This window comes from Ottowia sp. (assembly GCF_047975795.1).
Lineage (GTDB): Bacteria > Pseudomonadota > Gammaproteobacteria > Burkholderiales > Burkholderiaceae_C > Ottowia.
Genome location: NZ_JBKEEE010000056.1, coordinates 1 through 25,902, shown reverse-complemented (window position 1 = coordinate 25,902; position 25,902 = coordinate 1). Strand labels below are relative to the sequence as shown.

Annotated in this window: 21 protein-coding genes, 1 tRNA gene and 1 pseudogene; 9 read left to right on the top strand and 14 right to left on the bottom strand. The window is 62.3% G+C overall.

The window, feature by feature from the left end; all coding sequences use genetic code 11:
• Nucleotides 1–138 precede the first annotated feature (138 nt).
• Nucleotides 139–723, top strand: coding sequence for a hypothetical protein (locus tag ACK5NW_RS08780; RefSeq protein ID WP_416927116.1), 585 nt, complete (start codon nucleotides 139–141; stop codon nucleotides 721–723).
• 48 nt (nucleotides 724–771) lie between these two features.
• Here ACK5NW_RS08780 and pth read toward each other — a convergent pair whose 3' ends face one another.
• The 7 genes from pth to ACK5NW_RS08745 all read right to left on the bottom strand — a co-directional run bounded on the left by pth (nucleotide 772) and on the right by ACK5NW_RS08745 (nucleotide 6,738).
• Nucleotides 772–1,398, bottom strand: a complete 627-nt coding sequence (gene pth / locus ACK5NW_RS08775) for an aminoacyl-tRNA hydrolase (RefSeq protein WP_416927114.1) — start codon at nucleotides 1,396–1,398, stop codon at nucleotides 772–774.
• A gap of 111 nt (nucleotides 1,399–1,509) precedes the next feature.
• Nucleotides 1,510–2,163, bottom strand: coding sequence for a 50S ribosomal protein L25/general stress protein Ctc (locus ACK5NW_RS08770; protein ID WP_416927112.1), 654 nt, complete (start codon nucleotides 2,161–2,163; stop codon nucleotides 1,510–1,512).
• Nucleotides 2,164–2,274: 111 nt separating this feature from the next.
• Nucleotides 2,275–3,252: a ribose-phosphate pyrophosphokinase gene (locus ACK5NW_RS08765; protein WP_416927110.1), complete on the bottom strand. Its 978-nt coding sequence runs from the start codon at nucleotides 3,250–3,252 to the stop codon at nucleotides 2,275–2,277.
• A gap of 91 nt (nucleotides 3,253–3,343) precedes the next feature.
• A tRNA-Gln gene (locus ACK5NW_RS08760) sits at nucleotides 3,344–3,420 on the bottom strand.
• Between the two features lie 31 nt (nucleotides 3,421–3,451).
• The gene (ispE, locus tag ACK5NW_RS08755; protein ID WP_416927108.1) at nucleotides 3,452–4,330 is read right to left on the bottom strand and encodes a 4-(cytidine 5'-diphospho)-2-C-methyl-D-erythritol kinase; all 879 of its coding nucleotides are present in this window, start codon (nucleotides 4,328–4,330) and stop codon (nucleotides 3,452–3,454) included.
• Nucleotides 4,331–4,348: 18 nt separating this feature from the next.
• Complete coding sequence (locus tag ACK5NW_RS08750) at nucleotides 4,349–4,933, bottom strand: lipoprotein insertase outer membrane protein LolB (protein WP_416927118.1); 585 nt, start codon at nucleotides 4,931–4,933, stop codon at nucleotides 4,349–4,351.
• Entirely contained in the window at nucleotides 4,933–6,738 is a 1,806-nt protein-coding gene (locus ACK5NW_RS08745) for a tetratricopeptide repeat protein (protein ID WP_416927106.1), read from the bottom strand. The genes ACK5NW_RS08750 and ACK5NW_RS08745 overlap by 1 nt, the downstream gene beginning before the upstream one ends.
• An 80-nt stretch (nucleotides 6,739–6,818) precedes the next feature.
• Between ACK5NW_RS08745 and mutM the strand changes: the two genes are divergently transcribed.
• From mutM to mutY, 3 genes are all read left to right on the top strand, one after another.
• Entirely contained in the window at nucleotides 6,819–7,637 is an 819-nt protein-coding gene (mutM, locus tag ACK5NW_RS08740; protein WP_416927104.1) for a bifunctional DNA-formamidopyrimidine glycosylase/DNA-(apurinic or apyrimidinic site) lyase, read from the top strand.
• A gap of 107 nt (nucleotides 7,638–7,744) precedes the next feature.
• Complete coding sequence (locus tag ACK5NW_RS08735; RefSeq protein ID WP_416927102.1) at nucleotides 7,745–9,715, top strand: dynamin family protein; 1,971 nt, start codon at nucleotides 7,745–7,747, stop codon at nucleotides 9,713–9,715.
• Nucleotides 9,712–10,782, top strand: a complete 1,071-nt coding sequence (mutY, locus tag ACK5NW_RS08730) for an A/G-specific adenine glycosylase (RefSeq protein ID WP_416927100.1) — start codon at nucleotides 9,712–9,714, stop codon at nucleotides 10,780–10,782. The genes ACK5NW_RS08735 and mutY overlap by 4 nt, the downstream gene beginning before the upstream one ends.
• Nucleotides 10,783–10,928: 146 nt before the next feature.
• On the opposite strand, the gene ACK5NW_RS08725 is transcribed toward mutY, so the two are convergent.
• From ACK5NW_RS08725 to ACK5NW_RS08715, 3 genes are all read right to left on the bottom strand, one after another.
• The gene (locus ACK5NW_RS08725; RefSeq protein WP_416927098.1) at nucleotides 10,929–11,702 is read right to left on the bottom strand and encodes a ferredoxin--NADP reductase; all 774 of its coding nucleotides are present in this window, start codon (nucleotides 11,700–11,702) and stop codon (nucleotides 10,929–10,931) included.
• A 102-nt stretch (nucleotides 11,703–11,804) separates the two neighbouring features.
• Complete coding sequence (gene recJ / locus ACK5NW_RS08720) at nucleotides 11,805–13,520, bottom strand: single-stranded-DNA-specific exonuclease RecJ (RefSeq protein ID WP_416927096.1); 1,716 nt, start codon at nucleotides 13,518–13,520, stop codon at nucleotides 11,805–11,807.
• On the bottom strand, nucleotides 13,517–14,467 hold the full coding sequence (locus tag ACK5NW_RS08715; protein WP_416927094.1) for a phosphoglycerate mutase: 951 nt from the start codon (nucleotides 14,465–14,467) through the stop codon (nucleotides 13,517–13,519). The genes recJ and ACK5NW_RS08715 overlap by 4 nt, the downstream gene beginning before the upstream one ends.
• Nucleotides 14,468–14,576: 109 nt before the next feature.
• Between ACK5NW_RS08715 and ACK5NW_RS08710 the strand changes: the two genes are divergently transcribed.
• From ACK5NW_RS08710 to ACK5NW_RS08695, 4 genes are all read left to right on the top strand, one after another.
• Nucleotides 14,577–15,845: a lipoprotein-releasing ABC transporter permease subunit gene (locus tag ACK5NW_RS08710; RefSeq protein ID WP_416927092.1), complete on the top strand. Its 1,269-nt coding sequence runs from the start codon at nucleotides 14,577–14,579 to the stop codon at nucleotides 15,843–15,845.
• Nucleotides 15,846–16,249: 404 nt separating this feature from the next.
• Nucleotides 16,250–17,101 (top strand): polymorphic toxin-type HINT domain-containing protein, encoded by an 852-nt coding sequence (locus tag ACK5NW_RS08705; RefSeq protein WP_416927090.1) that lies wholly within the window; start codon nucleotides 16,250–16,252, stop codon nucleotides 17,099–17,101.
• Nucleotides 17,085–17,807 (top strand): lipoprotein-releasing ABC transporter ATP-binding protein LolD, encoded by a 723-nt coding sequence (gene lolD / locus ACK5NW_RS08700; RefSeq protein WP_416927088.1) that lies wholly within the window; start codon nucleotides 17,085–17,087, stop codon nucleotides 17,805–17,807. The genes ACK5NW_RS08705 and lolD overlap by 17 nt, the downstream gene beginning before the upstream one ends.
• Nucleotides 17,808–17,964: 157 nt before the next feature.
• On the top strand, nucleotides 17,965–18,852 hold the full coding sequence (locus ACK5NW_RS08695) for an alpha/beta hydrolase (RefSeq protein ID WP_416927086.1): 888 nt from the start codon (nucleotides 17,965–17,967) through the stop codon (nucleotides 18,850–18,852).
• 64 nt (nucleotides 18,853–18,916) lie between these two features.
• Here the strand turns inward: ACK5NW_RS08695 and ACK5NW_RS08690 are convergent, their stop codons facing one another.
• Nucleotides 18,917–19,372, bottom strand: coding sequence for a VOC family protein (locus ACK5NW_RS08690; protein WP_416927084.1), 456 nt, complete (start codon nucleotides 19,370–19,372; stop codon nucleotides 18,917–18,919).
• 181 nt (nucleotides 19,373–19,553) lie between these two features.
• Between ACK5NW_RS08690 and ACK5NW_RS08685 the strand changes: the two are divergent.
• Nucleotides 19,554–19,643 (top strand): annotated as a pseudogene (locus ACK5NW_RS08685) (phage integrase N-terminal SAM-like domain-containing protein); the annotation flags it as partial.
• A 155-nt stretch (nucleotides 19,644–19,798) separates the two neighbouring features.
• Here ACK5NW_RS08685 and ACK5NW_RS08680 read toward each other — a convergent pair.
• From ACK5NW_RS08680 to ACK5NW_RS08670, 3 genes are read right to left on the bottom strand one after another with little or no spacing between them, the layout of a single operon-like run.
• Nucleotides 19,799–22,930 carry an efflux RND transporter permease subunit gene (locus ACK5NW_RS08680; RefSeq protein ID WP_416927082.1) on the bottom strand — a complete coding sequence of 1,044 codons (3,132 nt, stop codon included), beginning with the start codon at nucleotides 22,928–22,930 and terminating at the stop codon, nucleotides 19,799–19,801.
• Between the two features lie 11 nt (nucleotides 22,931–22,941).
• Nucleotides 22,942–24,096, bottom strand: a complete 1,155-nt coding sequence (locus ACK5NW_RS08675; protein ID WP_416927080.1) for an efflux RND transporter periplasmic adaptor subunit — start codon at nucleotides 24,094–24,096, stop codon at nucleotides 22,942–22,944.
• Nucleotides 24,093–25,577: an efflux transporter outer membrane subunit gene (locus tag ACK5NW_RS08670; RefSeq protein ID WP_416927078.1), complete on the bottom strand. Its 1,485-nt coding sequence runs from the start codon at nucleotides 25,575–25,577 to the stop codon at nucleotides 24,093–24,095. The genes ACK5NW_RS08675 and ACK5NW_RS08670 overlap by 4 nt, the downstream gene beginning before the upstream one ends.
• Nucleotides 25,578–25,902 lie beyond the last annotated feature (325 nt).

Sequence of the window (25,902 nt, the reverse complement as noted above, 5' to 3'; positions counted from 1 at the left end):
TTAATTAATACAGTATAAAGATCATGAAGTGCTTCTTGCAACCGCCACCCGACACTTGCTGCGTATCATGGCGGTGTCGGGTTAACGGTTATCATGCGGTTATGCAAGATAAATCATGTTAGGTCTTACCCAACCAATATGGCTAACGCGGACAAATCTTGGGAGAAATTCCTAAACCCGGAGACGCTCAAGGGCAATTTAATCGCCATCTCGTTGTTCATCACGGCTTACGAGCAATTCAAATCAAGCGTGATCGAAAAACCAGAAACATTCTTCTGTAACGGCTTCGACCCGGCAGGCCTTCAACTGGACGACGCATATCAAAGTGAAGTCCTGTCAAAGAACAAGAGCAAGCTCTACGCTTCCCTGCTGTGGCTGAAGGAGCTTGGCGCAATTGAGCAAAGTGACGTTGATACATTCGACTCAGTACGGCGACATCGTAATGAGCTCGCGCACGAACCACTTGCGTTCATTTCTACTCATGGGAAAGATTTTGACGTTACCAAGTTCCAAGAATTGATTGATCTCCTCAGAAAAATTGAAAAGTGGTGGTTGATCAATTTCGAACTTGGAATCGACCCAGAAATGCTTCCAGAAGGAGCAAATCCAGATGACGTCGTCCCTGGCCCAATCTGGAGTCTTCAACTCCTACTGGACATTGCTCTTGGCAATGAACCAAGTGAAGGCTTCTACTATCAAGAGTTCATGAAACGTAAGACCTAACAATTCATTCAAGCCGAAGCCGCTTCGCGGCTCGGCTTAACTCAGGCGTTACTTCGCTGGCAAATCAGGTGCCGCAGTCGGCCTGGGCGGCTTGGGTCGCGGCGGCTTGTCGGTGTGGATGGTCAGCGTGGCGTGGTTCATCTCGCCCGCGGCCAGATCGTCAAAGGCTTTGACGCTGCGGTCGATGGCCTGCTCCAGCGCGATGCGCTCGTCCAGCGGTGGTTTGCGCAGCACCCAGCCAACGACTTCGGACTTCTGGCCCGGGTGGCCTATTCCTAAGCGCAGGCGCCAGTAGTCGCTGCTGCCCAGCTTGGCGTGGATGTCGCGCAGGCCGTTGTGGCCAGCGTGGCCGCCGCCTTGCTTGAGCTTGGCTTGACCGGCGGCTAGGTACAGCTCGTCGTGGGCGACCAGAATTTCTTCGGGCGCGATCTTGTAAAAGCGCGCCAGCGCGGCCACTGACTGGCCGGAGAGGTTCATGAAGGTCTGTGGCTGAAGCAGCCAGACGCTGTGGCCCTGCACGTTGGCGCGCGCCACCAGGCCGTGAAAGCCGCGTTCCAACGCCAGTGGCGCGCCCAGTTGGCGCGCCACGGCGTCGACCCAGGCAAAGCCGGCGTTGTGGCGGGTGTCTTCGTACTGCGGCCCCGGGTTGCCCAGGCCGACGAACAGTTTGATCATGGGGTGATTATCCGTGCCGCTGCCGGTAGGGGCGAGCAAAAAACAAACGGCCCGCTGACAAGCGGGCCGTAGCGAGGGTGATTGAACAAGGCACCACCAGGGTGCCGGGCATCACTTTTTGTCGTCTTCGGCGGCAGGCGCTGCGGCTGCCGGAGCATCGCCTTCGGCTGCGGCAGCTTCGTTGGCTGCAGAGGCTTCGCCTGCGGGCATGACCACGGTGAGCAACACCAGGTCAGCCGCATCATGGCCGTGCAGTACGGCTTCGACACCTTTGGGCAACTGGATGTCGGCCAGCGTCATGGTGGCCCCTTTTTCCAGTTTGGACAAATCGATGTTGATGGCCTCGGGCAGGTCGGCGGGCAGGCAGGACACTTCCAGCTCGTTGATGATGTGGTTGACCAGGGCCTTGTCCAGCTTGACGGCAGACGATTCTTCTGCGCCGCTGAAGTGCAGCGGAATCTTGACGTGAATTTTCTGCTTGGCCGACACGCGCTGAAAGTCGACGTGCAGCACCAATTGCTTGAATGGGTGAACCTGCAAATCGCGCAGTAGAACCTTGCTGGTTTTACCCGCCAGTTCCATGTCCAGCACGGACGAGTGGAAAGCTTCTTTCTTGATGGCTTGCCACAGGGCGTTGTGGTCCAGCTCGATCAGTTGAGGCTCGCCCTCACCGCCGTAGACAATGCCGGGCACTTTGCCCGCATTGCGCAGACGGCGGCTCGCACCCGTACCCTGCTTTGTGCGCTCAAAAGCGACGAATTTCATAGTTAGAACTCCTTGTGAGCCGACCGCGACCAGTGCGGCTCGGTTTGAAAAAGGCCATGCGCTTGTGCCCCCAAGGGATTATTGGCAAACGCACAGCCACTGAAGGTTCCGTTAAAACAGGTTTTCCTGCTCCTGGAACAAACTCATCACCGATTCGCCACGCGCGATGCGCTGGATGGTTTGCGCAATCAAGGGGGCAACGGACAATTGGCGAATCTTGCCGCTGTGCGACGCAGCGTCGCTGAGCGGAATGGTGTTGGTGACCACCACTTCGTCGAGCGCGCTGCCTTGGGCGATGCGTTCGATGGCGGGGCCAGAAAAAATGGGGTGCGTGCAGTAGGCGTAGACTTTTTTTGCACCGCGGTCTTTCAGTACCTCAGCGGCTTTCACCAAGGTGCCAGCGGTGTCGATCATGTCGTCCATGATGACGCAGTTGCGCCCTTCAATGTCACCAATGACATGCATCACTTCGCTGACGTTGGCCTTGGGGCGGCGCTTGTCGATGATGGCCAGATCGCACCCCAGTTGTTTGGCCAGCGCGCGCGCGCGCACCACGCCGCCCACGTCGGGGCTGACGACCAGCAGGTCCTTGTAATTTTTCTGGCGCAGATCGCCCAGCAGCACGGGCGAGGCGTAGATGTTGTCGACCGGGATGTCGAAAAACCCCTGAATCTGGTCAGCGTGCAAATCCATGGTCAGCACGCTGGCCACGCCCACGGCTTGCAGCATGTTGGCGACCACCTTGGCCGAGATGGGCACGCGGGTCGAGCGCGGGCGGCGGTCTTGCCGCGCATAACCAAAGTAGGGAATGACGGCGCTGATGCGCTCGGCCGAGGCGCGCTTGAGCGCGTCGACCATGATCAGCAGTTCCATCAAGTTTTCGTTGGTGGGCGCGCAGGTCGGCTGCACCACGAAAATGTCGCGCGCGCGCACGTTCTGCTTGATCTCGACCGTGACTTCGCCGTCAGAAAAACGTCCAACGTCCGCTGCACCCAGGGCGATATTCAGATTGCTGGCAATTTCAGCGGCCAGTGCAGGGTTGGCGTTGCCAGTGAATACCAGAAAATCAGGGGTGCTGGAGGTTTGCATACAGCTTTCCGGCAAGTCAAAGATACGGTGTGCTGGCTCAAACGAGGCAGGCTGACTGGCCGCACGCCCCGAAACAACTCAAACAATGGTTTGGCAGGGGAGGAAGGACTCGAACCCTCGCATGCCGGAATCAAAATCCGGTGCCTTGACCAACTTGGCGACTCCCCTACGCCGGTGATTGGCCTTGACTGCTGGTCAATCACCTTGACTGTTTGTCTGTGGCCCATCCGCAAAGCGGGTGAGCATTCAGACTGTTGCATAAACGTACTTGCCAGTCCGTTGGCCCTTGCACTTGACTTGCTTGTGCAAGCCGGGTGACTGGAACCTGGGCAAATACCGCGCTGCCTGAGCCGGTCATTCGCCCCCGAAAGCCGTGCTGTGCCAGCAACTCAAGCCCTTGGGTGACTGGCGGGCAAAGCCGCTCTGCAACCGGCTGCAGGTCGTTGCGGCCAAAGCCGTACGGGTCTGCAACAAAGCCTGAGATTCTAGCATGGGTGGAGTTACGTTGCAGGTCGTTGGCGCGAAAAATCGCCGCAGTTTCCAGCCCCTGCGGTGGTTTCACCACAAGAAAGTGCGTGCTGGGCAACGCCAGCGGCTGCACGCGCTCGCCCACGCCTTCCACCCAGCCGTGGTGGCCGTGCAAAAAAAAGGGCACGTCAGCGCCCAATCTCAGGCCGATGCGGGCCAGCTCGGCCAGCGAAAGCCGCAGCTTCCACAAACGGTTGAGGGCCAGCAAGGTGCTGGCTGCGTCGGACGAGCCGCCGCCCATGCCCGCTTGCGCTGGAATGCGTTTGTGCACGCTGATGTGCGCGCCCAAAGCTGTGTCTGCCGGGCCGCTGCTGGTATGTTGCTGCAAGGCGCGGGCGGCGCGCAGCGTCAGATCATCGGGGGGCAGGGGGCAGCCCAAGTCTTCGCGTGTGATGCGGCCATCGGGGCGGTATTCAAAATGCAGTGTGTCGCACCAGTCGATCAACACAAAGGCCGATTGCAGCAAGTGGTAGCCATCGTCGCGTTGGCCAGTGACGTGCAAAAACAGGTTTAACTTGGCCGGGGCGGCGATGTCGTAGAGGGCACGCATGGGGCGGTTTGCTGCGGTTTACGGCTGATCCAGCACCACGCGCAGCTCGGCGGTGGGCAGGGGCATCAGGCGCCGGGCGATCAGGCGGCCTTCAGGCAGGCGGCTCAAGTCGGCGCTCCAGCCGGCGGCGGCGTGCTGCTGGCCGTGCAGCCAATTGAACAAGGCGCTGATGGGCAGCGCCGCATCGCCTGTGTCACCCGTGGCGGCGCTGGTCATCTCGCTTAAGCTGGCATAGCGGTGCGTGGCATCGCCTTGGCGCAGCACGGCCTGGCCGGGCTGCCATTGCATGACGGCCAGCAAATTGCCCAGCGGGGCGTTCAAGCTCAACTCGCCTTGCTCGGCACTGCCTTGCAAGGTAAAGCCGGCGGAATAAGACTGCGGTGGATCGCTGTGCACCGTGAGGGCCAAGCGGCCACTCCATTCATTTTTTGAAGGGTCAAATTGGTATTTTTCGCTTGGTAGATTGGCGCATCCAGCTATCAATAGTGTAGTAATCAGGGCGATCAGGATGCCAGCCAAGTTGCCAGTCAGGTGCCACCAGGCGATGGCAGGCGCACGCGGCGCGTGCGGCACCAACACTTGCGGCGTCAGCGCAGGGCGCATCACGGACTGCCGACTTTCAGGCGTTTGAGCGTTTGGTTCAGTGTGTCGTTGTCGGGGTCGAGCCGCAGGCCGTTACGCCAGGCGGTGCGGGCGGCTTCGCGCTCGCCCATGAGCCACAGCACTTCGCCCAGGTGTGCGGCAATTTCGGCATCCGGGCGCTGGTTGTAAGCGCCTTCCAGCAGGGCTTTGGCCTGAGGCATGTTGCCTAGGCGAAACTCTACCCAGCCTAGGCTGTCCTGGATGTAATGGTCATCGGGAGCCAGTTGTACGGCTTTTTCGATCAGTTGTTTGGCTTCGGGCAGCCGCTCGCCGCGATCGGCCAGTGAATAGCCCAGCGCGTTGTAGGCGTTGGCCGAGCGCGGGTTCAGCTCGATCAGGCGGCGCAGCAGTTGCTCCATATCGCTCAAGCGCTCGGCGCTTTCGGCGGCCATGGCAGCGTCATAGAGCAGGGCTTCGTCGTCAGGGTCGGTTTTGAGTGCCTCAGTCAGTAGTTGATAAGCCTCAGTGGCCATACCGTGATCGCGCAATAACTGCGCTTCGGCCAGCAGCTTGGTGCGGGTGTCATCGGGTTGCAGCTCGGGCACGGAACGGATGGCCTGGCGCGCTTCGGCCATGCGGCCCTGACGTGCGAGCAAATTAGCGCGCCGCAGTTGCACGGCCATGGCCTGATCGGGCGATGTGATGGCGGCCAGCAGTTGCTCGGCCTCGTCATAGCGCTGGTGGCGCTCGGCAATGCGGGCCAGCATCAGCCGGGCCTGGTCGGCACCGCTTTGGCGGTCAAGCCGGGTGGGGCCGGTATCGGTTTCGACCAGTTGCAGGTAATGCCGCAAAGTTTGTTCGGCCTTGGCGTCCTGGCGCTCGTCGGCCAGCAAAGCGCCTTTGATCAGCCAGCCTTCGGGGTAATCGGGTTGCTGGGCAGTGAGCAAATCCATCTGCGCCATGGCTTCGGTGGGGCGGGCCAGATCAATCAGCGCGCGGGCGTAGCCAATGCGCACCTCGGGCTTGGGTTGACCGCTTTCCAGGTAGCGCAAAAGCAGTGGCTCGGCATCGGCCACCTGGGCACTGGCCAGCAGCTGCAAAGCCAGCAGGGCGGGCCACTCGGCTTGGAGCTGGCTCATTTGCCCCAGGCGTGCGGCTTGCAGGGCACCCACTTTGTCGCCAGTGGCCAGGCGCATGCGGCCTACGGTGGTCCAGGCTGCGGGGGCCAGCGCAGCGTCTTCAAGCGTGGGGCGCAGCGCGGCTTCGACGGTGCGTGTGGCTTCGGCGCGGTCAGGCGCGCGCTGGTAAAGCGCGGGCAGAGCCACGAGGAAGGCTTCTTTGTCCGTGACGGGCAGGCGTTTGACCAGTGCGCGCACCGGCTCTTCGGTTTCAGGTAGGCGGTTCAGAACGATCAGCACTTGCAGTTCATACCGTGCGGCCTCGATGGAATCGGGCTTTGCCTGTCGCCAGGCGCGTGCGGCCTGCAAGGCGGCGGGGCCGGAGCGTGAGCGGATGGCCATATCGGTGGCGCGTTGGTACAGCGCTTCGTCGCCGGTACGCTGGGCGGCGTCCAGCATGAAGGCGGCACCGGTAGCGGGTTCGCCCTCTTGGAAGGTGAACTCGCCCAGCAACAGCTCGTACATCAGCCGCGCGTCCATGCGCGACTGAAGCGGCGGGGCATCGAGGGCAGAAACCGATGCGGGGGGGGCAGGTGCAGGAGAAAAAGCAGGCGCAGAAACAGGCGCAGCCGCAGGGGTTTGGGACAGTGCCAGCGGGGCTGACAGGGCAAGCGCCAAGCCGGTCAGCGCGTAGGTAAATGACTTCATTGACTCATAATAATCCAAGCCCGTGTGCGTTATGGTCATTGGATTGCCATGCCATGGATTTGCCATGCCATGGATTTGCCATGCCTGAACTGCCTGAAGTTGAAGTCACCCGCCGCAGCTTTGTGGCGCGCATTCGCGGCGCACGTGTGTTGGGGGTGCGCCTGGGCAAGCCGCTGCGCTGGCCGCTGGGTATTGATCCGGCAGCGCTGGTGGGGCGCACGGTGCTGGACGTGCATCGGCGCGGCAAGTACCTCGTGCTGCAACTGGATGAGGGCGTGCTGCTGCTGCACCTGGGGATGTCGGGCAGCCTGAATTTTCAGCCTCGGCAACCGGCACCCGGCACGCACGACCACTTTGATTTGCTGACCAGCCAGGGCGTGCTGCGCTTGCATGACCCGCGCCGCTTTGGTGCGGCGGTGTGGTCGCCATCGGTTGACGACGATCCGGCGCATCGGCTGCTGTCTTCGCTGGGCATGGAGCCGCTGGATGAGGCGCAGTTTGACCCGGCGGCATTTCATGCAGGTCTGAAAGCCCGGCGCGCGCCCATCAAACAGGTGTTGCTGGCTGGTGACGTGGTGGTGGGCGTGGGCAATATTTATGCGTCTGAGGCGCTGTTCATGGCCGGTATACGGCCCACGGTGCGCGCCTGCCGCCTGTCGCGCGTGCGCTCAGACCGGCTTCATGCGGCGATTCGGGCCGTGCTGCTGCGGGCGGTGGCGCAAGGCGGCAGCACCTTGCGTGATTTTTCCAGCGCCACCGGAGATACCGGACACTTTCAACTGGAAATGGCGGTTTATGGCCGGGCTGGACAGCCGTGCGTGCAGTGTGGCAGCGCAGTCAAAAAGCTGGTTCAAGGCCAGCGCTCAACCTACTTTTGCCCAATGTGCCAGCGGGCCTGAAGCTGCGGGCCTGGGCCGTTTGTCGGTCAAAAGTGCGCCTTGTCTGGTGAGGGTACGGTACGGCCTGACTGCGTGTAATATGTTTCAGATTATGAAGGGATCCTTTGGTGACAGAAGGTTTTAACGAGCAATTGGGTCGGCACGATGCGTGGCGTCGTGACATGTCGGCGCGCCTGAAAACCTTGAGCGGCTGGCTCAAGGAAAGAGAGTTGCTGGACGACAGCGATGCGGAGCGGGTGCAGCGCCTGACTGAGCAGCTGCGCTCAGACAAAGTCACGGTGGCTTTTGTCGCCGAGTTTTCGCGGGGCAAGTCAGAGCTGATCAACGCGGTGTTTTTTGCCGGATACGGCCGCCGCATCATGCCGGCCAGTGCAGGGCGCACCACCATGTGCCCGACCGAGCTGGGCTACGACGCCGCCTTGCCGCCTTGCCTGCGCCTGTTGCCCATCGAGACGCGGCTGGAGCCGCAAGCGCTGCTGGAGTGGCGTTCGGTGCCCGAGCAATGGACGCGCGTCGATCTGGACGTGAACGATCCAGAGCAGTTGGCCGCTGCCATGGAAAAAGTGTCCGAAGTGCTGCATGTCAGCAAGGATGCGGCCCGCAAGCTGGGTTTTTGGCACGATGACCGGGTGGACGACAACCCGCCTGTCGATGCCAATGGCATGGTGGAGGTGCCGCGCTGGCGACATGCGCTGATCAACATGGCGCACCCATTGCTCAAGCAGGGCCTGGTGGTGCTGGATACACCGGGGTTGAACGCCATCGGGGCTGAACCTGAGCTGACCATCAACCTGATTCCGCAGGCGCAGGCCGTGGTGTTCATTTTGGGGGCGGATACGGGTGTTACAAAATCTGATCTGACCATCTGGCGCGAGCATCTGGCATCGACCGAGGACGGGACGGGCGTGCGCTTTGTGGTGCTGAACAAAATCGACACGCTGTGGGACGAGCTGAGCACCCAGGCGCAGATTGAGGCGCAAATCCAGCGCCAGTGCGTCGAAACCGCCAAGACGCTGGACTTGCCGCCAGAGCAGGTGATTGCCCTGTCAGCGCAAAAAGGCTTGCTGGCCAAGGTGCGCGGCGAAAGTTCGTTGTTGGAACAAAGCCGCTTGCCCAGTTTTGAGCATGTTCTGGGTGAACAGGTGCTGGGCACGCGCCAGTCCATGCTGGAAGAGGCGATTGCAACCAGTGCAAATCGTCTGCGTGCCGACGCCCTTCGCACGCTGGGCCTGCGCAAGCGCGAGATGACCGAGCAGGTGCTGGAACTCAAAGGCTTGCGCGGCAAAAACCATTCGGTGATCCGCCACATGCGCTCGCGCATCGAGCGTGAAAAGTCTGACTTTGACCGCAGCGCAGCCAGCGTACTGGCCGTGCGCTCAGTGCACATGAAGCTGCTGCGCGAGGTGTTCAAGCTGCTGGGCAACTCTTCCATCAAAACCCAATTGGCTGGGCTGGCAACCACGCTGCACGAATCGGGCGTCAAGCTGGGCGTCAAGCGTGCGTATGCACACAGCTTTGACAACCTGCGTGCGGTGGTGCACCAAGTGCAGCGGCTGGAAGCCGAAATCCACACCATGCTCACAGCATCGTTCAAGCAGCTCAACGCGGAATATGGGTTTTCGTTGCAAGCAGCCACGCCACCTGACATGGAGCGTTATCTGCACGACTTGGCTGCGGTCGAGCACAGCCATTTGCAGTACCTGGGCATGGGCAACATGATCCAGTTGGCGCGGCCTGAATTTTGCGAAAAACTGCTGCGCGCCCTGGTGGCGCGGGTACGCTCAATTTTTGAAACAGCGCTGGGCGAGATCGAATTGTGGAACAAATCCAGCGCCAGCCAGTTGGATGCGCAACTGCGCGAACGCCGCCGTGCGTTTGGACGCCGCATCGAGGCGATTCGGCGCATTCAGGATGCTGCGGGCGGGCTGGACACGCGCATTACCGAGATCAACGACCAGGAAAGCGAACTGGACGACGTGCTCAAGCGCCTGGATGCGTTGACGGCTGAGCTGAAAACACCAGCCAACGCAGGCGATTTTGCTTCAACACAAAGCTTGCGCGAGGCGGCATTGGCGTGACGCCCCAGCAAGGGGACAACGCATTTTCTGACCGCATCATCGACTGGCATTTGAGCCACGGCAGGCGTCACTTGCCGTGGCAGGGCACGCGCGATCCGTACCGTGTCTGGGTGTCGGAAATCATGCTCCAGCAAACGCAAGTGGCCACGGTGCAGGCGTATTACCTGCGCTTTATGGCGCGCTTTCCTGATGTTGCCAGTTTGGCGAATGCGTCGCAGGGCGATGTGCTGGGCTTATGGAGCGGGCTGGGTTACTACTCGCGAGCGAGAAATTTGCATGCTTGCGCCCACGAGGTGCTTGAATGCTGGGGTGGCCGCTTTCCCCAAACCAGCACTGAGCTGGCCACCTTGCCCGGTATTGGTAAATCCACTGCGGCGGCTATCGCCGCTTTTTGCTTTGGCGAGCGCGCGGCCATTTTGGATGGCAACGTCAAGCGCGTGTTGACACGCGCTTTTGGTGTGGCGGACGATCTCAGTCGCGCGCCGAATGAACGTGCGCTATGGCAGCATGCTGACAGGCTGCTGCCTCGCCGAGATCTGGCGCAGCGCATGCCCTGGTACACCCAGGGCATGATGGATTTGGGGGCCACGGTTTGCACTTTGCGCAAGCCGATGTGCGATGCCTGTCCGCTGAAAACGACGTGTGTGGCCGCCGCCCATGGCGACCCGCAGCGCTACCCGGTCAAGACACGGCGACTCAAACGCAGCCAGATCACACTTTGGTTATTGCATGCGAGGGACGAACGCGGGCGCACCTGGCTCCAGCCCAGACCAGCTACCGGCATCTGGGCGGGCCTGTATGGCTTGCTGCAATACGCGGCGCGGGAAGATCTGTGGCAAGACCTGCCGCCAGCAGTGCGCCCTACAGCGGTTGAGCACGAACCTTTCAAGCACGTGCTGACGCACCGTGATCTGGATATTCATGTGGTTAGCGCGCGCATGTCTTCTTTGACTTGGCACGCGTGCGAGGAGGGGCAAGAGGGGAAATGGTTCAGCGCAGCCGACTGGCCCGCGCTGGGTCTGCCTGCGCCCATACGGCGCTTTCTTGAGCAGCAACAAGCGCTTTGAACCTAGTGTCCTGAATTGCAAATTCGTTGATGCAAATGCGGTGATCAACCCATCATTTTGTGCATTGAATCGACATTTAACGCGCATCCAGCAAGCACAAGCCGCTATAAAAACTAAAGTTTTGACGGCTTGATCATCAAGCCCGTTTATTGGTCGACAAACGCGCGTTCCACCACAAAGTCGCCCGGTGTGGTGGTGTTGCCTTCGTTGAAGCCATGCTTTTCCAGCACTTCCTTGATGGACTTGAGCATTTGCGGACTGCCACACAGCATCACGCGGTCGGCCTCGCGGTTTAGATCAGGCAGGCCCAGATCGCGCGCCATTTGGCCGCTTTCAATCAGGTCAGGAATGCGGCCCTGGGTTTGGAACGGCTCGCGCGTGACGGTGGGGTAGTACTTGAGCTGCTGGCGCACCATCTCGCCCAGAAATTCGTGCTGGGGCAACTCTTCGGTGATGAATTCGCGGTAGGCCAGTTCGCTGACCAGGCGGCAGCCGTGCACAAGAATCACTTCTTCAAATTTTTCATAGGTGTCTGGGTCACGAATGATGCTCATGAACGGGGCCAGTCCGGTGCCGGTGCTGAACAGGTACAGGCGCTTGCCGGGCAGCAAATAGTCAATCAGCAGGGTGCCGGTGGGCTTGTGGCCGACGATCACGCTGTCGCCGGGCTGAATGTGTTGCAGGCGGCTGGTCAGCGGGCCGTCTTGCACCTTGATGCTTAAAAATTCCAGCGTTTCCTGGTAGTTGGGGCTGACGATGGAATAGGCCCGCAGCAGTGGCTTGCCCTCCACCTTCAGGCCGATCATGGTGAAGTGGCCGTTGGAAAAGCGCAAGCTGGTGCTGCGCGTGGTGGTGAAAGAGAACAGGCGATCCGTCCAGTGGTGGACTGAGAGAACTTTTTCTTCGTCAAATGCGGCCATGATCAGGGGGCGGCGCGCACCAAACGCGCCATAGAAAGTCAGCGGGAAAACGCGTATTGTCGCACCGCAGCAAAAACCGTGGTTGAGCTGCGTCAGGCCATATCAGCTTGCATCGGCATGGCCTTCGACCAGCAAGCGAACGCGCCGCACGCCCTGCCATTCGTCGGCTTCCAGCCGAAAGGCCAGGTGGGCGCGAGGTGGCAGCGATTCGGTGTGGCCAAACCAGATGCCGTCGATGGGCTGACCCTGGTGGCGCAGTTTCAGCGCCAGGTGCTTTTCGCCCACCAGGCGCTGGCTGATCACCTCTAACTCTTCGCTGAACACGGGCGGTGCAAAGCCTTGCCCCCAGACGGCGGCGTGCAGGGTGTCGACCACGTCGGTGCGGCGGTATTCGGGCGGCAGCGGGCCGTCGGTTTCCAACTGATGTGTCAGGGCGGCCTGGTCCAGCCATTCGGTGGCGACCTGTTGAAGGGCCTGATCGAAGGTGTCGAAATGTTCTTCGGCAATGGTGCAACCGGCCGCCATGGCGTGGCCGCCAAAGCGCAGCAGCACGCCGGGGTGGCGTTTGGCCACCAGATCCAGCGCGTCGCGCAGGTGAAAGCCAGCAATCGACCGGCCTGAGCCTTTCAGCTCGTGTTCATGGCCCGGCGCTGAACTGGCAGCAAACACAAAGCTGGGGCGGTGCAGCCGGTCTTTCAGCCGCGCGGCGACGATGCCGACCACGCCTTCGTGAAAGTCGGGATCGAACACGCTGAGGGCGCTGGGCGGTGGTTGCTCGGGGTCGAACAGCCCTTCAACAATCTGCATGGCTTGCTCGCGCATGCCGCCTTCGATCTCGCGCCGCTCGCGGTTGATGCCGTCCAGCGTGCGCGCCAGTTCGTCGGCGCGGGCATCGTCGTCGGTCAGCAGCAGCTCGATGCCCAGCGTCATGTCGGCCAGGCGGCCCGCCGCGTTCAGGCGCGGGCCGAGTGCAAAACCAAAATCGAAGGTGCTGGCCTTACGGCTGTCGCGCCCGGCCACGGTAAACAGAGCGCGCAGGCCCGGCGGCATGTGCCCGGTGCGGATGCGTTTGAGGCCCTGCGCCACCAGGCGACGGTTGTTGGCGTCCAGCCGCACCACGTCGGCCACTGTGCCCAGGGCGACCAGGGGCAGCAAGTTGTCTAGTTTTGGCTGTGTGGCCTGGCTGAAAGCTGCGCGCGTGCGCAGCTCGGCGCGCAAGGCCAGCAGCACGTAGAACATCACGCCCACGCCTGCGGCAGCTTTGCTTTCAAACGTGCAGCCGGGCTGGTTGGGGTTGACCAGCACGTCAGCGGCAGGCAGTGCGGCACCAGGCAGGTGGTGATCGGTCACCAGTACCTTAAGCCCCAATGCGCGCGCGCGTGCCACACCTTCGACGCTGGCGATGCCGTTGTCCACCGTGATCAGTACCTGCGCGCCGCGTGCGGCCACGCGCTCGGCAATGGGCGGAGTCAGGCCATAGCCATCGACCACGCGGTCGGGCACCACATAGTCCACCTGCGTGGCCCCCAGCAGGTGCAGCCCGCGCATGCCGACGGCGCAGGCGGTGGCACCGTCGCAGTCGTAATCGGCGACGAAGCAGATCTTGCCGTTGGTGGCGATGGCGTCGGCCAGCAGCGTGGCGGCTTCGTGCGCTCCCAGCAATTGGCTGGGCGGTAGCAGGCGGGCCAGGGCGTCGTCCAGCTCGTCGGCGCTGCGCACACCGCGTGCGGCATACAGACGCGCCAGCAGGGGGTGGATACCGGCTTGCTCCAGCGCCCAGGTGGTGCGGGGTGGGGCATCTCTAACTATTATTTTCATAGCTGTTTATGCAATTCAGACCAGCGCTGCGGCCTGAAAAGGCTTGTGATTTTTGCGGTCAAACCCAGCCCGCTTTGTAAGGTGATGGCGCGGCGCGGGCCGCACAGGGTGAGCTGCACGCGCTGGCCGGCGTCCAGTGCCTGGCGCAGCCGGGCCAATGCGCTGCGCGCAATGGTTTGCCAGGCCGATAGGCGCTGCGCTGGATCAGCATTGAGCGGCAAATCGGCCAGATGGTGGTCAACCAGCACGTGCGGCGATGGCGGCAGCGCAGCGGTCAGCACGCCTGCGCCGTCAATCCACAAGGCGTTGACGGGCCAGCCGCGTTGTTGCTCGCGTGCTTCGTTCACGGGGTGGGGGTACAGCAGCATTTGCAGCTCGGTTTGCAGGCGGCGCACATGTGCGCTTTGTGCGTTGGTAGGCGCTTGCGCCAGCGCCTCGCGCGTCACAGGGCGTTGCAGCGCGCGCGCCATGGAGCAGGTGCTCAAGTTCCGAAACAGCTCGCCGCGGGCCAGCCAGGCGTCGGGGTGGTGGTAGGTGAGGGCGATGCCATCTTCGGCCAGCAGCGGTTGCACGGCGGCCAGCAGGGCGCGCGATTCGCTCTCGGTCAGCGCCAGTGCGGCAGGGTCAAGCAAGGTGACGTGATCCAGCCCCAGTTGCCAGTGGCAGGGCCGCAGCCAGGCGCAGGGGGTGCCCACGGTGTGGGTGTCGGCCGCCGCCCAGGGCCATTGTCCCGGCTGACCCTGCAAGTGCAGGGCGCGGGCCAGCGCGTGCTCAAAAGGGGTGGCGGGGCTGTCTTCGGCCACTTCGAGGGTGTCGGTTCTTTGCATGCGGGCCAGCAGCGCTTCCAGCTCAGGCGGGACGGGCCAGTCGGGCGGCGCAGTGCCTTCGGGCAGGGCGGGTACGGCGTGGGGGATGAACAGATGAAACGGCTGGGCAGCGGCAGACATGGCGCGATTGTGGGGGATGCGAGAATGCCTGCTTTTGCGCCACGCCTTTTTGGCGAACGCAAACTTGTCGGCGCAAACCCGCGCTACCGTTGCTGGTGCTGATCTCCTGATGTCATTGATCCAACGACTGCCTTACGAAATGCGGCTGGGCTGGCGCTACACGCGCGCGGGCCGGGCCACACGGCGCAACGGCTTCATCAGCTTCATCTCCGGCGCGTCGATGCTGGGCATTGCACTGGGCGTGGCCACCTTGATCGTGGTGCTGAGCGTGATGAACGGCTTTCAAAAAGACGTGACCGGCCGCATGCTGAGCGTGATTGCGCACATCGAAATCTTTACCCCCGATGGCGGTGCGCTGCCCGATGTGCAGCGCACCCTGTCCGAGGCACGCGCCCACCCCGAAGTGATTGGCGCAGCCCCTTTCATCGGCGCACAGGCGCTGCTGGCGCGGGGCGAGACCATGCAAGGCACCATCGTGCGCGGTATTGATCCGGTGCTGGAGCCGGGCGTGACCGACATCGCCGCGCAGATGAAAGACACCTTGCTGCCGCGCCTGACGCCGGGCGCGTTCGGCATCTTGCTGGGCAACGACCTGGCGCGCAAACTGGGCGTGCGCGAAGGCGACACCGTCACGCTGATTGCCCCCAGCGGCCAGGTCACCCCGGCGGGCGTGGTGCCGCGCCTCAAGCAAATGCAGGTGGTGGGCACCTTCAGCTCCGGCCACCACGATTACGACTCAGCTTTGGCCCTGCTGCACATGGATGACGCTGCCCGTATCTTCCGTCTGCAAGGGGCCACCGGCATCCGCCTGAAACTGCGTGACATGCACCAGGCGCGCGAAGTGGCTGAGCAACTGTCCAAACAATTGTCAGGCTACCTGCACATCCTGGACTGGACGCGCCAAAACCGCACCTGGTTTGCCGCCGTGCAGCTTGAAAAACGCATGATGTTCATCATCCTGACCATGATCGTCGCCGTAGCCACCTTCAACCTGGTCAGCACCCTGGTGATGACCGTGCAAGACAAGCGCGCAGACATTGCCATCTTGCGCACCCTGGGCACCAGCCCCGGCAGCATCATGAAAATCTTTATCGTGCAAGGTGCGCTGGTCGGCGTGATAGGCACCCTGGGCGGGCTGCTGCTGGGGTTATCGATAGCTTTCAACATCGACGTCATCGTGCCGTTTTTAGAGCGCGTGCTGCACGCCAGCTTCTTGCCCAAAGAGGTCTACCTGATCAGCCAGATGCCCAGCGACCCACGCGCCGCCGACATCGTGCCCGTCACCCTGATCTCGCTGCTGCTGGCCTTTGTTGCCACCATCTACCCCAGCTGGCGCGCCAGCCGGGTCAATCCGGCCGAGGCGTTGAGGTATGAGTAACCCCCTTGAGTCGCTGCACTGGCATCGCCTGCGCCGCGGCGGTTGGGGTAGCCTGCTGCGCGGCCTGGGTGTGAGAGTACTATGAATTCAATAGCTGATTGCGCTTGACAGGCGGGCGCTGGAGGTCGATTTGATCATGAAATCCAAGATCATTGGAAGCGGTGGCTTATGCAAAGCGGCGTGAGGCAAAAGGCAAGACCTTATCCTGGAGCTCTGACCCTGGAGCTCTGCATTTGGCTGGGAAAGTGTGATTGGACATGGCAGAGTGCGAAGCTTCCCACGTTCATATGGCAAGGCCAATGGCACCGATCAACGCTTCAAATCCAATAGCTGCTTACGCTTGATGGACAAGTGCTGCAGGTCAGTTTGATCATGCAAAAAGTGACTACCGAAAGCGACCGACCATGTCAATTTCTTTGGCAACAGGCAAGACCCCAAAATCACATCTATCCGACGAGGCGATGCAGAAGAAGGCGCTGGAGGAAATGCGCCTGCCCGCCATCGGCTGCTTCGTGGCGGGCACGCTGGTGCATACCAAGGAAGGCCTCAAGCCCATCGAGCAGATCAAGGTCGGCGACTGGGTGCTGTCGCGGCCCGAGAACCCCGAGCAGGGCACGGAGACCGGCTACAAGCGGGTGACCAAGACCTTCCGGTTTGAGGATAAGGAGGTGGTGCGGTTCAGTTGGGTTCGCCATTCAGGCGATGGCGAGTTCGATGGTGTTTATGTGACACCCAACCACCCAGTGTGGAGCTATCCACATGGGTGGGTGGCTATGGGCCGCATGTACATGGTTGGCCGAGGGATCCCAGGCACCATCCCTCTAAGTAATGAAGAATGGTTTGGTCGTGACCTAGTGTTGGCCGATGGCAGCCAAGCCGAAAGATACGACGTGTATCACTTGTACCGAACCGACAGGCCCGGCGTCGCATTTCTTGCTGATGAGGAAGACGGTTGGGGCCTTGGATCGCTTCTTGATTTTTCGACGACACCGCCGCTGGTGGGGGAGGAAATGCCCTACAACTATGAGCAGTGGGGCGATTCAGGCAATGGAACCCGAGAGAATTACACCACCATGGTCTATAACTTTGAGGTGGAGGACTGGCACACCTACTTTGTTGGCAAAACGGGGCTGTGGGTGCACAACACCAATTGCCTGGAGGCCACATTGGCGGTGGCGCCGGGCAAGGGCGATGAGGAGCCGAGGGTCTCCCATTTCCCCTTTGAGCCCCTGATTTACTATGACTTCAATAGCTGACACCACCCATGCCACAAGCGCTAAAGCCGTTTTGGAAGCCCAAAACCTGAGCAAGCGCTTCCAGGAAGGCCCACTCGATGTCACCGTGCTGCAAGGCGTGGATCTGCGCGTGCAGGCGGGCGAGACGCTGGCCATCGTGGGTCAGTCGGGCTCGGGCAAGAGCACCTTGCTGCACCTGCTGGGCGGGCTGGATGCGCCGACCAGCGGCAGCGTGCGGCTGGCGGGGCAGGACTTTGCGGGGCTGTCTGCGGCGGCGCAGGGCGACTTGCGCAACCGGCACCTGGGCTTTGTGTACCAGTTTCATCATTTGTTGCCGGAATTCAGCGCGCTGGAAAATGTGGCCATGCCTTTGTGGGTGCGCCGTCAGTCGTATGCGCAGGCGGCTGAGACGGCGGCGCGTATCTTGACGCAGGTGGGGTTGGATCAGCGCATACACCACCGCCCGGCCGAGTTGTCGGGCGGCGAGCGCCAGCGTGTGGCGATCGCCCGCGCGCTGGTCACGCAACCGGCCTGTGTGTTGGCCGATGAACCGACGGGCAATCTGGATCGCGCCACCGCCGATGGGGTGTTCGGTTTGATGATGGATTTGGCGCGCGGGCACGGCACGGCGTTTGTGCTGGTCACGCACGACAGCCAGTTGGCGGCGCGCTGTGGGCGGGCGCTGCGGCTGGAGCGCGGTGTGTTGCAAGGCTTTGCCGCATCGTGACGTGAAGGCCGCGCCGCAGCCCAATGGTCATTGGGCGATTTGACAGGTGTGATGATGAACACCCCTGATTAGGGGTAAAAATGTTGAAGCAAAGCGTCAAAAAATCTGGAGATCAGGGCTGACCCGCCCGCGCGGTTTGCGACAATACGCGCCACCCATGGCCCGCCCCAACGATTCATCCCGCCGCGACCAACCCGACACGCAGTGGCTGGAACGCATGTACCACAACCGCATGCGGGTGCCCGACTTCGGTGATTACCTGGCGCGCTGGGCGGCTGAGTCGGCACTGGCACGGCGCAGCGGGCCGTGCGAGCTGAATGTGGCCTATGGCCCCGCGTCCGACGAGGTGCTGGACGTGTTTCCCGCCCCGGCTTCTGCACCACGCACCGGCGCGCCGGTGGTGGTGTTCATCCACGGCGGCTACTGGAAGTCGCTGGACAAATCGCAGCACAGCTTTGTGGCCGCTGCGCTGCGCGATCAGGGCGCAGCCGTGGTGGTGCCCAACTACACGCTGTGTCCACGGGCCAGCATTGCCGACATCACCGTACAAATGGTGCAAGCGGTGGCCTGGGCATGGCGACATGCGCATCGGTTCAATGGCGATCCACGCCGTCTGGTGGTGGTGGGCCATTCCGCTGGCGCGCAATTGGCGGCCATGATGCTGGTCTGCACTTGGCCCGCCGTTGACGCGGCGCTGCCGCGCGACGTGGTGAAAGCGGCGCTGGGCATTTCAGGCATTTACGAGCTTGAGCCGCTGATGCACACCCCCAGTTTGCAAGAGGTGCTGCGCCTGACCCCGGCGCAGGTCAGCCAGGCCAGCCCTGCGCGCTTGCCTGCACCGGCACGCGGGCGTTTTTGGGGCGTGGTGGGTGGTGATGAGAGCGGCGAATTCCTGCGTCAGACCCGCCTGCTTCAAATCGCTTGGGGGCGCGAGCGTGTGCCGCTGGCGACGGCGCTGCCGGGGCTGCACCATTTCAGCGTGCTGGATGCGCTGGTGCAGCCGGGCACGCGGCTGCATCGGCTGGCGTCTCAGTTGCTGCGCTGAATCGGCGCCAATGCCCAAGCGGCCAGGAGGCGTGACGCGGGTAGCCGTTGAGCCCACCGCCTTGTTAGCCTTCTGTTGTTTCGTTGCGAAATGCGGCTTCGAGTCTGGCGATATCAATCTTTTTCATCGTCATCATCGCTTTCAAGGCCCTGTCAGCAGCATCTCTATCCGGCGAGCCGAGCAGTCGTGGAAGCGCTTTGGGAACAATTTGCCATGAAAGCCCAAACCGCTCCTTGAGCCAGGCACATTGACCTTCACTTCCTCCGTCTTTGATGAGGGCATCCCACAATCGGTCTGTTTCCTCTTGGTCTTCCGTCGCTATAGAAATTGAAGCGGCTTCATTGAACTTAAATTGAAGACCTCCATTTAGCGCCTGAAATGGAACGCCATCCAAAGTAAATGTCACCATAACTGGCGATGTGCTTGTGACTTCAGAGTTTGGAATCACCGATGTGTAAAAATGTGCGGCTTCTTCGGCTTGGCCATCAAACCAAAGGCATATTGTTGTTTTGGTTATCATATTTTTTCTTGGCTAACGCTAACGTGATTTATCTTGCATAACCGCATCATAACGGTTAACCCGACACTGGGCCGATGCGCGTGATAGCCTCCAATTCCGTTGCCACTCAGCATACAATGTGTTTATACTGTTTCTATAAACAGTTTGACGCCCCTCACCTGCTCTCAAGCTGCTCGATCAGTTGCGCGCGGCGGTGCGTTACCGGCATCTGGCGCTGTCGACCGAGAAGGCTTATGTGCACTGGGTGCGGGCGTTGGCGCGCTTTCATCGGCTTGCGGCACCTGCCCCAGATGGCGGTGGCGAGAGTGCCCGCGCAGACTTCAGGCAAACTACGCCGTTTCTTGTCATGCACGGCTGCCACCACCATGGCTTACTGCTGCGCCATCAAAGTCCACGCTGGGCACAGGCCGTGCAAGTGCATGTGCTTCAAGACGCTTTTGGCAGCGCACAGTGCGCCGCATCGGCAGCAGCGCCATTGCTGCTGCCGTGCTGGGCGGCGCGCTTAAAAAAACGCTGGCGCAACGCCACCAGCAAATCGTCCACATAGGTGAACACCACCGGCACCACCAGCAAGCTGAGGACGGTGGAGGTCAGCAGACCGCCGATGACGACGATGGCCATGGGCTGGCGAAAGCTGGGTTCTGCGCCCAGACCCAGCGCGTTGGGCAACATGCCTGCGCCCATGGCGATGGTGGTCATGACGATGGGGCGCGCGCGCTTGTGGCAGGCGTCGATCACGGCATCCAGGCGCGACAGGCCGTGTTCACGCCGTGCCACGATGGCGTATTCCACCAGCAGGATGGAATTTTTGGTGACGATGCCCATCAGCATCAGCACGCCAATGACGACCGGCATTGAAAACGGCTGGCCGGTCATCCACAGCGCAAACAAAGCACCGCCCAGCGCCAGCGGCAGGGCGCACAAAATGGTGCCGGGCTGCAAAAAGTCGTGAAACAGCAGCACCAGCACGGCGTAGATGCAAAAAATGCCGATCGCCATGGCCATGCCAAAGCTCTCGAACAGCTCGGTCATGTGCTGCAACTCGCCTTGTTCGACATGGTGTACACCGGCAGGCAAGGATTGCAGCGCGGGCAAGGCCATGGCTTCTTTTTGCACTTCGCCCAGCGTGCGGCCATTGAGTTCCACCGACAGCGTGACGTTGCGAGAACGGTCGATACGGTCGATTTGCGATGGCCCGCTGCCCATGGCAATGTCGGCCACCGAGGCCAGGCTGACCGTGCCGTTGGCACCGTTGACACGCAACTGGCCCAGAGCGTCCAGGTCGTTGCGTGCGCTGGGATCCAGCCGCGCGCGGATGTTGATTTGCCGTTGCGGCAGATTCAGCTTGGGCAAATCGGTCGAGTAATCGCCGTAGGTGGCCAGGCGCACGGCGGTGGCCAGCGCGTCAGACGTCACGCCCAGCGCCGCTGCCTGGGCGCTGTCGGGACGGATCTGAATTTCCGGGCGCTGCAAGGCAGCGCTGGACGTGACGTTGCCAATGCCTTTGAGCGTGCGCAACTGGTTTTCAGCCTGCGCGGCGGCGCGCGCCAGGGCCTGTGGGTCGTCGCTGGACAGCGTTAAATCCAGCGCTTCGCCGCTGTTGCCGCCGCCCACCGAAATGCGGACACCGGGCAGGGCGCGCAGGGCGTTGCGCATTTGGGCTTCGACTTGCGACTGCTTGCGAGTGCGCTCGCCGCGCGGCACCAAATCGACCGTGAGTGTGGCGCTGGTTAAATCGGCCGATGTGCTGGCGTCCATGCCGCCGCCGGTGGAGGCGCTGCCCACCGACACAAGAACGCTTTTGATTTCGGGAATGGCTTTCAGTAATTCAGCCGCGCGCAAGCTGGCTTGCGCCGTGTCGTCCAGCGTGTGGCCGGGGGCCAGCTTGATGCTGACCGCGCTTTGCGCCTTGTCTTGCGCGGGCATGAAGGCCGTGGGAATAAAGGCGATGATGAACAACGCCGCGACAAAAAACGCCAAAGCTGCGGCAACCGTGGTTTTACGCCGACGCAAGCTGGCGTGCACCCAGCGCAGATAGCGGCTCATCAGTGGCCCGTCGGTGTTCGCGCCGTGGTCTGCGGCGGACTTGGGGCGCAGCAGGTAGGCGGCCATCATGGGCGTGAGCAGGCGCGCCACCAGCAGCGAGGCCAGCACCGCCACCGAGGCCGTGATGCCAAACTGCTTGAAAAACTTGCCCGGAATGCCACCCATGAACGCCGTGGGCAAAAACACCGCCACCAGCGCAAAGGTGGTGGCAATGACGGCCAGACCGATTTCGTCCGCCGCTTCCATGGCGGCCTGAAAGGGTGTTTTGCCCATCAACAGATGGCGTTCGATGTTTTCGATTTCGACAATCGCATCGTCCACCAACACACCCACCACCAGCGACAGCGACAGCAAGGTGATGGTGTTGAGCGAGTAGCCCAGCAGCCACATCACCAAAAACGCTGGAATGATGGACAAAGGCAGGGCAGCGGCCGAAACCAGCGTGGCGCGCCAATCGCGCAAAAACCACCACACCACCAGCACCGCCAGTGCCGCGCCTTCGAGCAGCAGGTGCATGGAGCCGTCGTAGTTGTCCTGGATCGGGTCGACGGTGTTCGATGCCTCGTTGATCGTCACGCCGGGGTGCGCCTGCGCAAACGCTGCCAGCGCCTGCCGCACCGCATCGGCCACGCCTGTGTCTGAAAACCCGCGCGAGCGCGTGACCTCAAAGCCAATCACCTGCTGGCCATCGCGAAACGCCAGTGTGGAGCGCTCGGCATGCCCGTCGGACACGGTGGCGATTTGATTCAGTCGCACGAAGCGCCCGTCGGACAAGGGGATGGAGATCGCGGCCACCTCGGCGGGCGTGCCCACTGTGGCGATGGTGCGCACCGACTGGCGCTGCCCGCCCAAATCGCCCTGGCCACCCGAGCTTTCTTTTTGCACGGCTTTGAGCTGGGTGGATATGTCCGACGCCGTCACACCCAGGCTGGCCATTTGCATAGGGTTGAGTGTGACCAGCACTTCCCTGTCCAGGCCACCAATGCGCGCTACCGATCCCACGCCCTTGACGGCCAGCAGGGCCTTGGCCACGTCGTTGTCGACAAACCAGGACAGGTCTTGCTCGTCCATGCGGCTGGACGCGATGGTGTAGGTCATCAACGCCGAGGAGGCAGTGGTAATTTTGGACACCGTGGGCGCGTTCATGCTGGCGGGCAAATCGGCGCGCGCGCCATCAACCGCATTGCGCACTTCGTTCAGCGCTTCTTCGGAATTTTTGTCAATTTCGAAGCTGGCGCTGATGGCCACCGAACCATCGGTGATGGTGGTGTTGATGTGATCCAGCCCCGTCAGGGACACCAGTTGGTCCTCGATCTTGCGGGCCACTTCGGTCTCGAGCTGCGAGGGCGCTGCGCCTTCCAGCGATGCCGAGATCTGGATGGTGGGCAAATCCATGTCAGGAAAGTCCTGCACGGGCAGCTTGCCAAAGCCAAACAGGCCAATCACCGTCAGCAGGGTGAACAGCAGCAGCACCGGCACCGGGTTGCGGATGGACCAGGAGGAGAAGTTCATGCTCAGGCCCTTTACTGGCTGGCGCTGGATGCGGCTTTGGTGGCGTGCGCGACGGTGACTTTCACGCCGTCGGACAAAAACGCACCGCCACTGGCCACCACCTGCGCATTGGCCGCCAGGCCGCCCAGCAACTCGACCCGGCCTTGCTGGCGCCGCCCCACCGTTACCGGGGCGCTTTGCACGGAGTGGTCATCGCCCAGCAGATAAACGTAATCGCGCCCATCGCGCGCCACCAGAGCGCTTTGCGGCAAGCTCAGGGCTGGTTGCACGCCCAGCGCCAGGGTGCCGCTGACGAACATGCCCACCCGCGCCGGGCTGTCGGCAGACAGGCTGACGTACACCGTGGCGCGGCCCGTATCGGTGCTCAGCACCGGGCCAATCAGGCGGACTTGGCCGGACGTGGTGCCGCCGCCAGGCAGGGTGACGGTGGCGGGCTGGCCGACTTCGATGCGGCCCAGTTGCTTGGCATCCACCTCGGCCTGCCATTCCACGCGCGACTGACGCACCATGCGGAACATCTCGGTGCCCGCTGCGATGACGTTGCCCAGTGCGGCGGTTTTCGATGAGACGGTGCCATCGTCCGGAGCCACGATGCGCGTTTGGCGCAATTGCAGCTCCACGGCTGCCAGGTCGGCCTTGGCCGATGCCAGGCTGGCGCGTGAGGTGGCCTCGCTGATGCGGTATTGCTCGATGCTTTGTGCCGACAGACCGCCCGTGGTTTCCACCATCTTGGCGCGCCGCACGTTGGAGACAGCTTGCTCCAGGTTGGCCTCAGCCTCGGCCACCAGGGCCTGCTGCTTGCGGCGGCTGTTGCGCAAACTGTCGTCGGCCAGGCGCGCCAGCAACTGCCTGCGCTTGACGCGCGCGCCCACGTCCACCAGCAGCTCGGCAATGCGCAGGCCGCCCGTTTCAGGGGCGACGATGATTTCCTGCCACGGGGCCAGATTGCCGTTGGCCTGAATGGCTTGCGGCCATGGCTCGGTGGTGGGCGTGACCACGTTCACGGTGAGCACGCTGGGCGATGACGCTTGTGATTGAGCGGCCGCTGTCGTGCTGGCTGCACCTTCGGCTGGCGAAGCAGGGGGGTTGCACGCGGTAAGGCTCAAACTCAGTGCGGCCAGCGTGATGGCGGTTGAAGGCGTGCGCAGGGGTGAAGAACGGCTCATGGATTTTGGGTGTTTGGGGTGTGGGTGTCGGTACTTGTGTTGATGCTGGACGCGGCCAGATCGTCTGGCGAAGTGGCGGGTGTGTCGGCTGTCCAGCCGCCGCCCAGCGCCTTGTACAGGGCGATCCAGTACAGCACCTGGTTTTGTTGCAGGCTGATGTCTTCCAGCTCGGCCGACAGCGCGGCGCGGCGCGCTTCTTCCAGGTTCAGCAAACTGATGGTGCCCGCGCGCCAGTTGGCCGCTGAGGCGCTGAGGTAACGCTGGTACTGCTCGTGGGCGCGGCGTGCGGCCTGGCTGCGCTGTACGGCGCTGTCCAGATACACCAGGGCTTGCTCTACCTCTTTGACGGCGCTGCGAACGCCTTGGCGGTAGCTGGCCAGCGCGCTGGTGTAGCTGGCCTGGGCGGTGTCGATCTGGGCGCGCCTTTGGCCGCCGTCCAGAATGGGCAAAGACAGCTGAGGCCCGAACGACCAGGACGTGAGTGCGCTGCCGCCGCGCGTGAACGACCGACTGATCGAGCCTGCCAGCGACAGGCTGGGGTACAGGTCAGCCTCGGCCGCGCCAATGTCGGCACTCGCCGCGGCCAGTTCACGCTCCAGCGCGGCCAGATCGGGCCGCTGGCGCAGCACCTGAGCGGGCACGCTGTCCACGGCCAGACCATGATGCGGATCAGGAATGTGGGCTTGACCTTGGTCGAGCGCTGTGCGCAGTTCAGGCTCGGGCTGGCCGGTCAGGTCAACCAACGATTTCACCAGCAGATCGCACTGCGCCTTCTGGTTCAGCCACGACGAGCGCGTGCCCGCCAAGCTGGCTTGCGCCAGCGCGTCGTCGGATGGCGCGCTCAGTCCGGCATTGACCATCGATGCGGTGGCTTTCTGGGTGGCGGTGATGGAATTCAATTCATCGGTGTAAGCCTTGACCAGCAAACCGCAGGTGCGGTACTGCACGTAGGTGTCGGCCACTTCGGCGGCCAGCGAGATGCGCGCGTCGTGCCAGTCGGCCTGGCGCGCCTCGATGCGGGCGCTGGCCGCTTCGGCGCTGCGCTGAATGCGGCCAAACAAGTCGATCTCCCACGAAACGTCCAGCCCCAGGCTGCGCGTGCTGACGATGGACGATTGCGTGCCGCTGGCCTGCTGACTGCGGCTGGCGCCGGCTGAGCTGCCCAACTGCGGGCGGCCACCGGCTTGCGCCGTGACCAGCGTGGCGCGGGCCTGCTCGATGCGTGCCCAGGCCTGGGTCAGCGTGGGGCTGTCGGCCTCGGCCCAGGTGATGAGCTGCACCAGCGTGGGGTCGTCAAACTGCGCCCACCATTGCGACAAATCGGCCTGTTGGCCGCCGTGCGGCACGGGTGCCTGCCAGGTGAGGGTGACGGTCGGGGCAGGGGCTTCATACGTGGGGCCGACGGCGCAACCGCCCAGCCACAGGCTGGTGGTAACAAGGATGGCAAGGGGCAGGGTGCGGAAAGTGGGTGTGACAGGCATGGCGGAATCTGGTCAGCCCGGATGTTGCCGGGCCATCGTGTCAGGCGGGTGCACTGAAAGGTGAAGCTGGGTAAAGATGGTCTGACAGGTAGGCGCTGCAAGGCGGTGCTGGTGGGCTGCGATGGATGTGGCTTTGCCGCCTTTGTGCATTCGCCGTGGCGGTTGGCCCCGGCAGGGCGCAAGCGCTTTGATGCTTCAAAAAAATAGCTGTTGACGCAAGTGCAGCAAGCGCCAGAGGCTGTTTTCTTATATAAAATACTTACATCAACAAATGCTCGCCCGCGTTGTCGCCGCCCAGAATGACGTAGTTCACGCGGCGGATGTC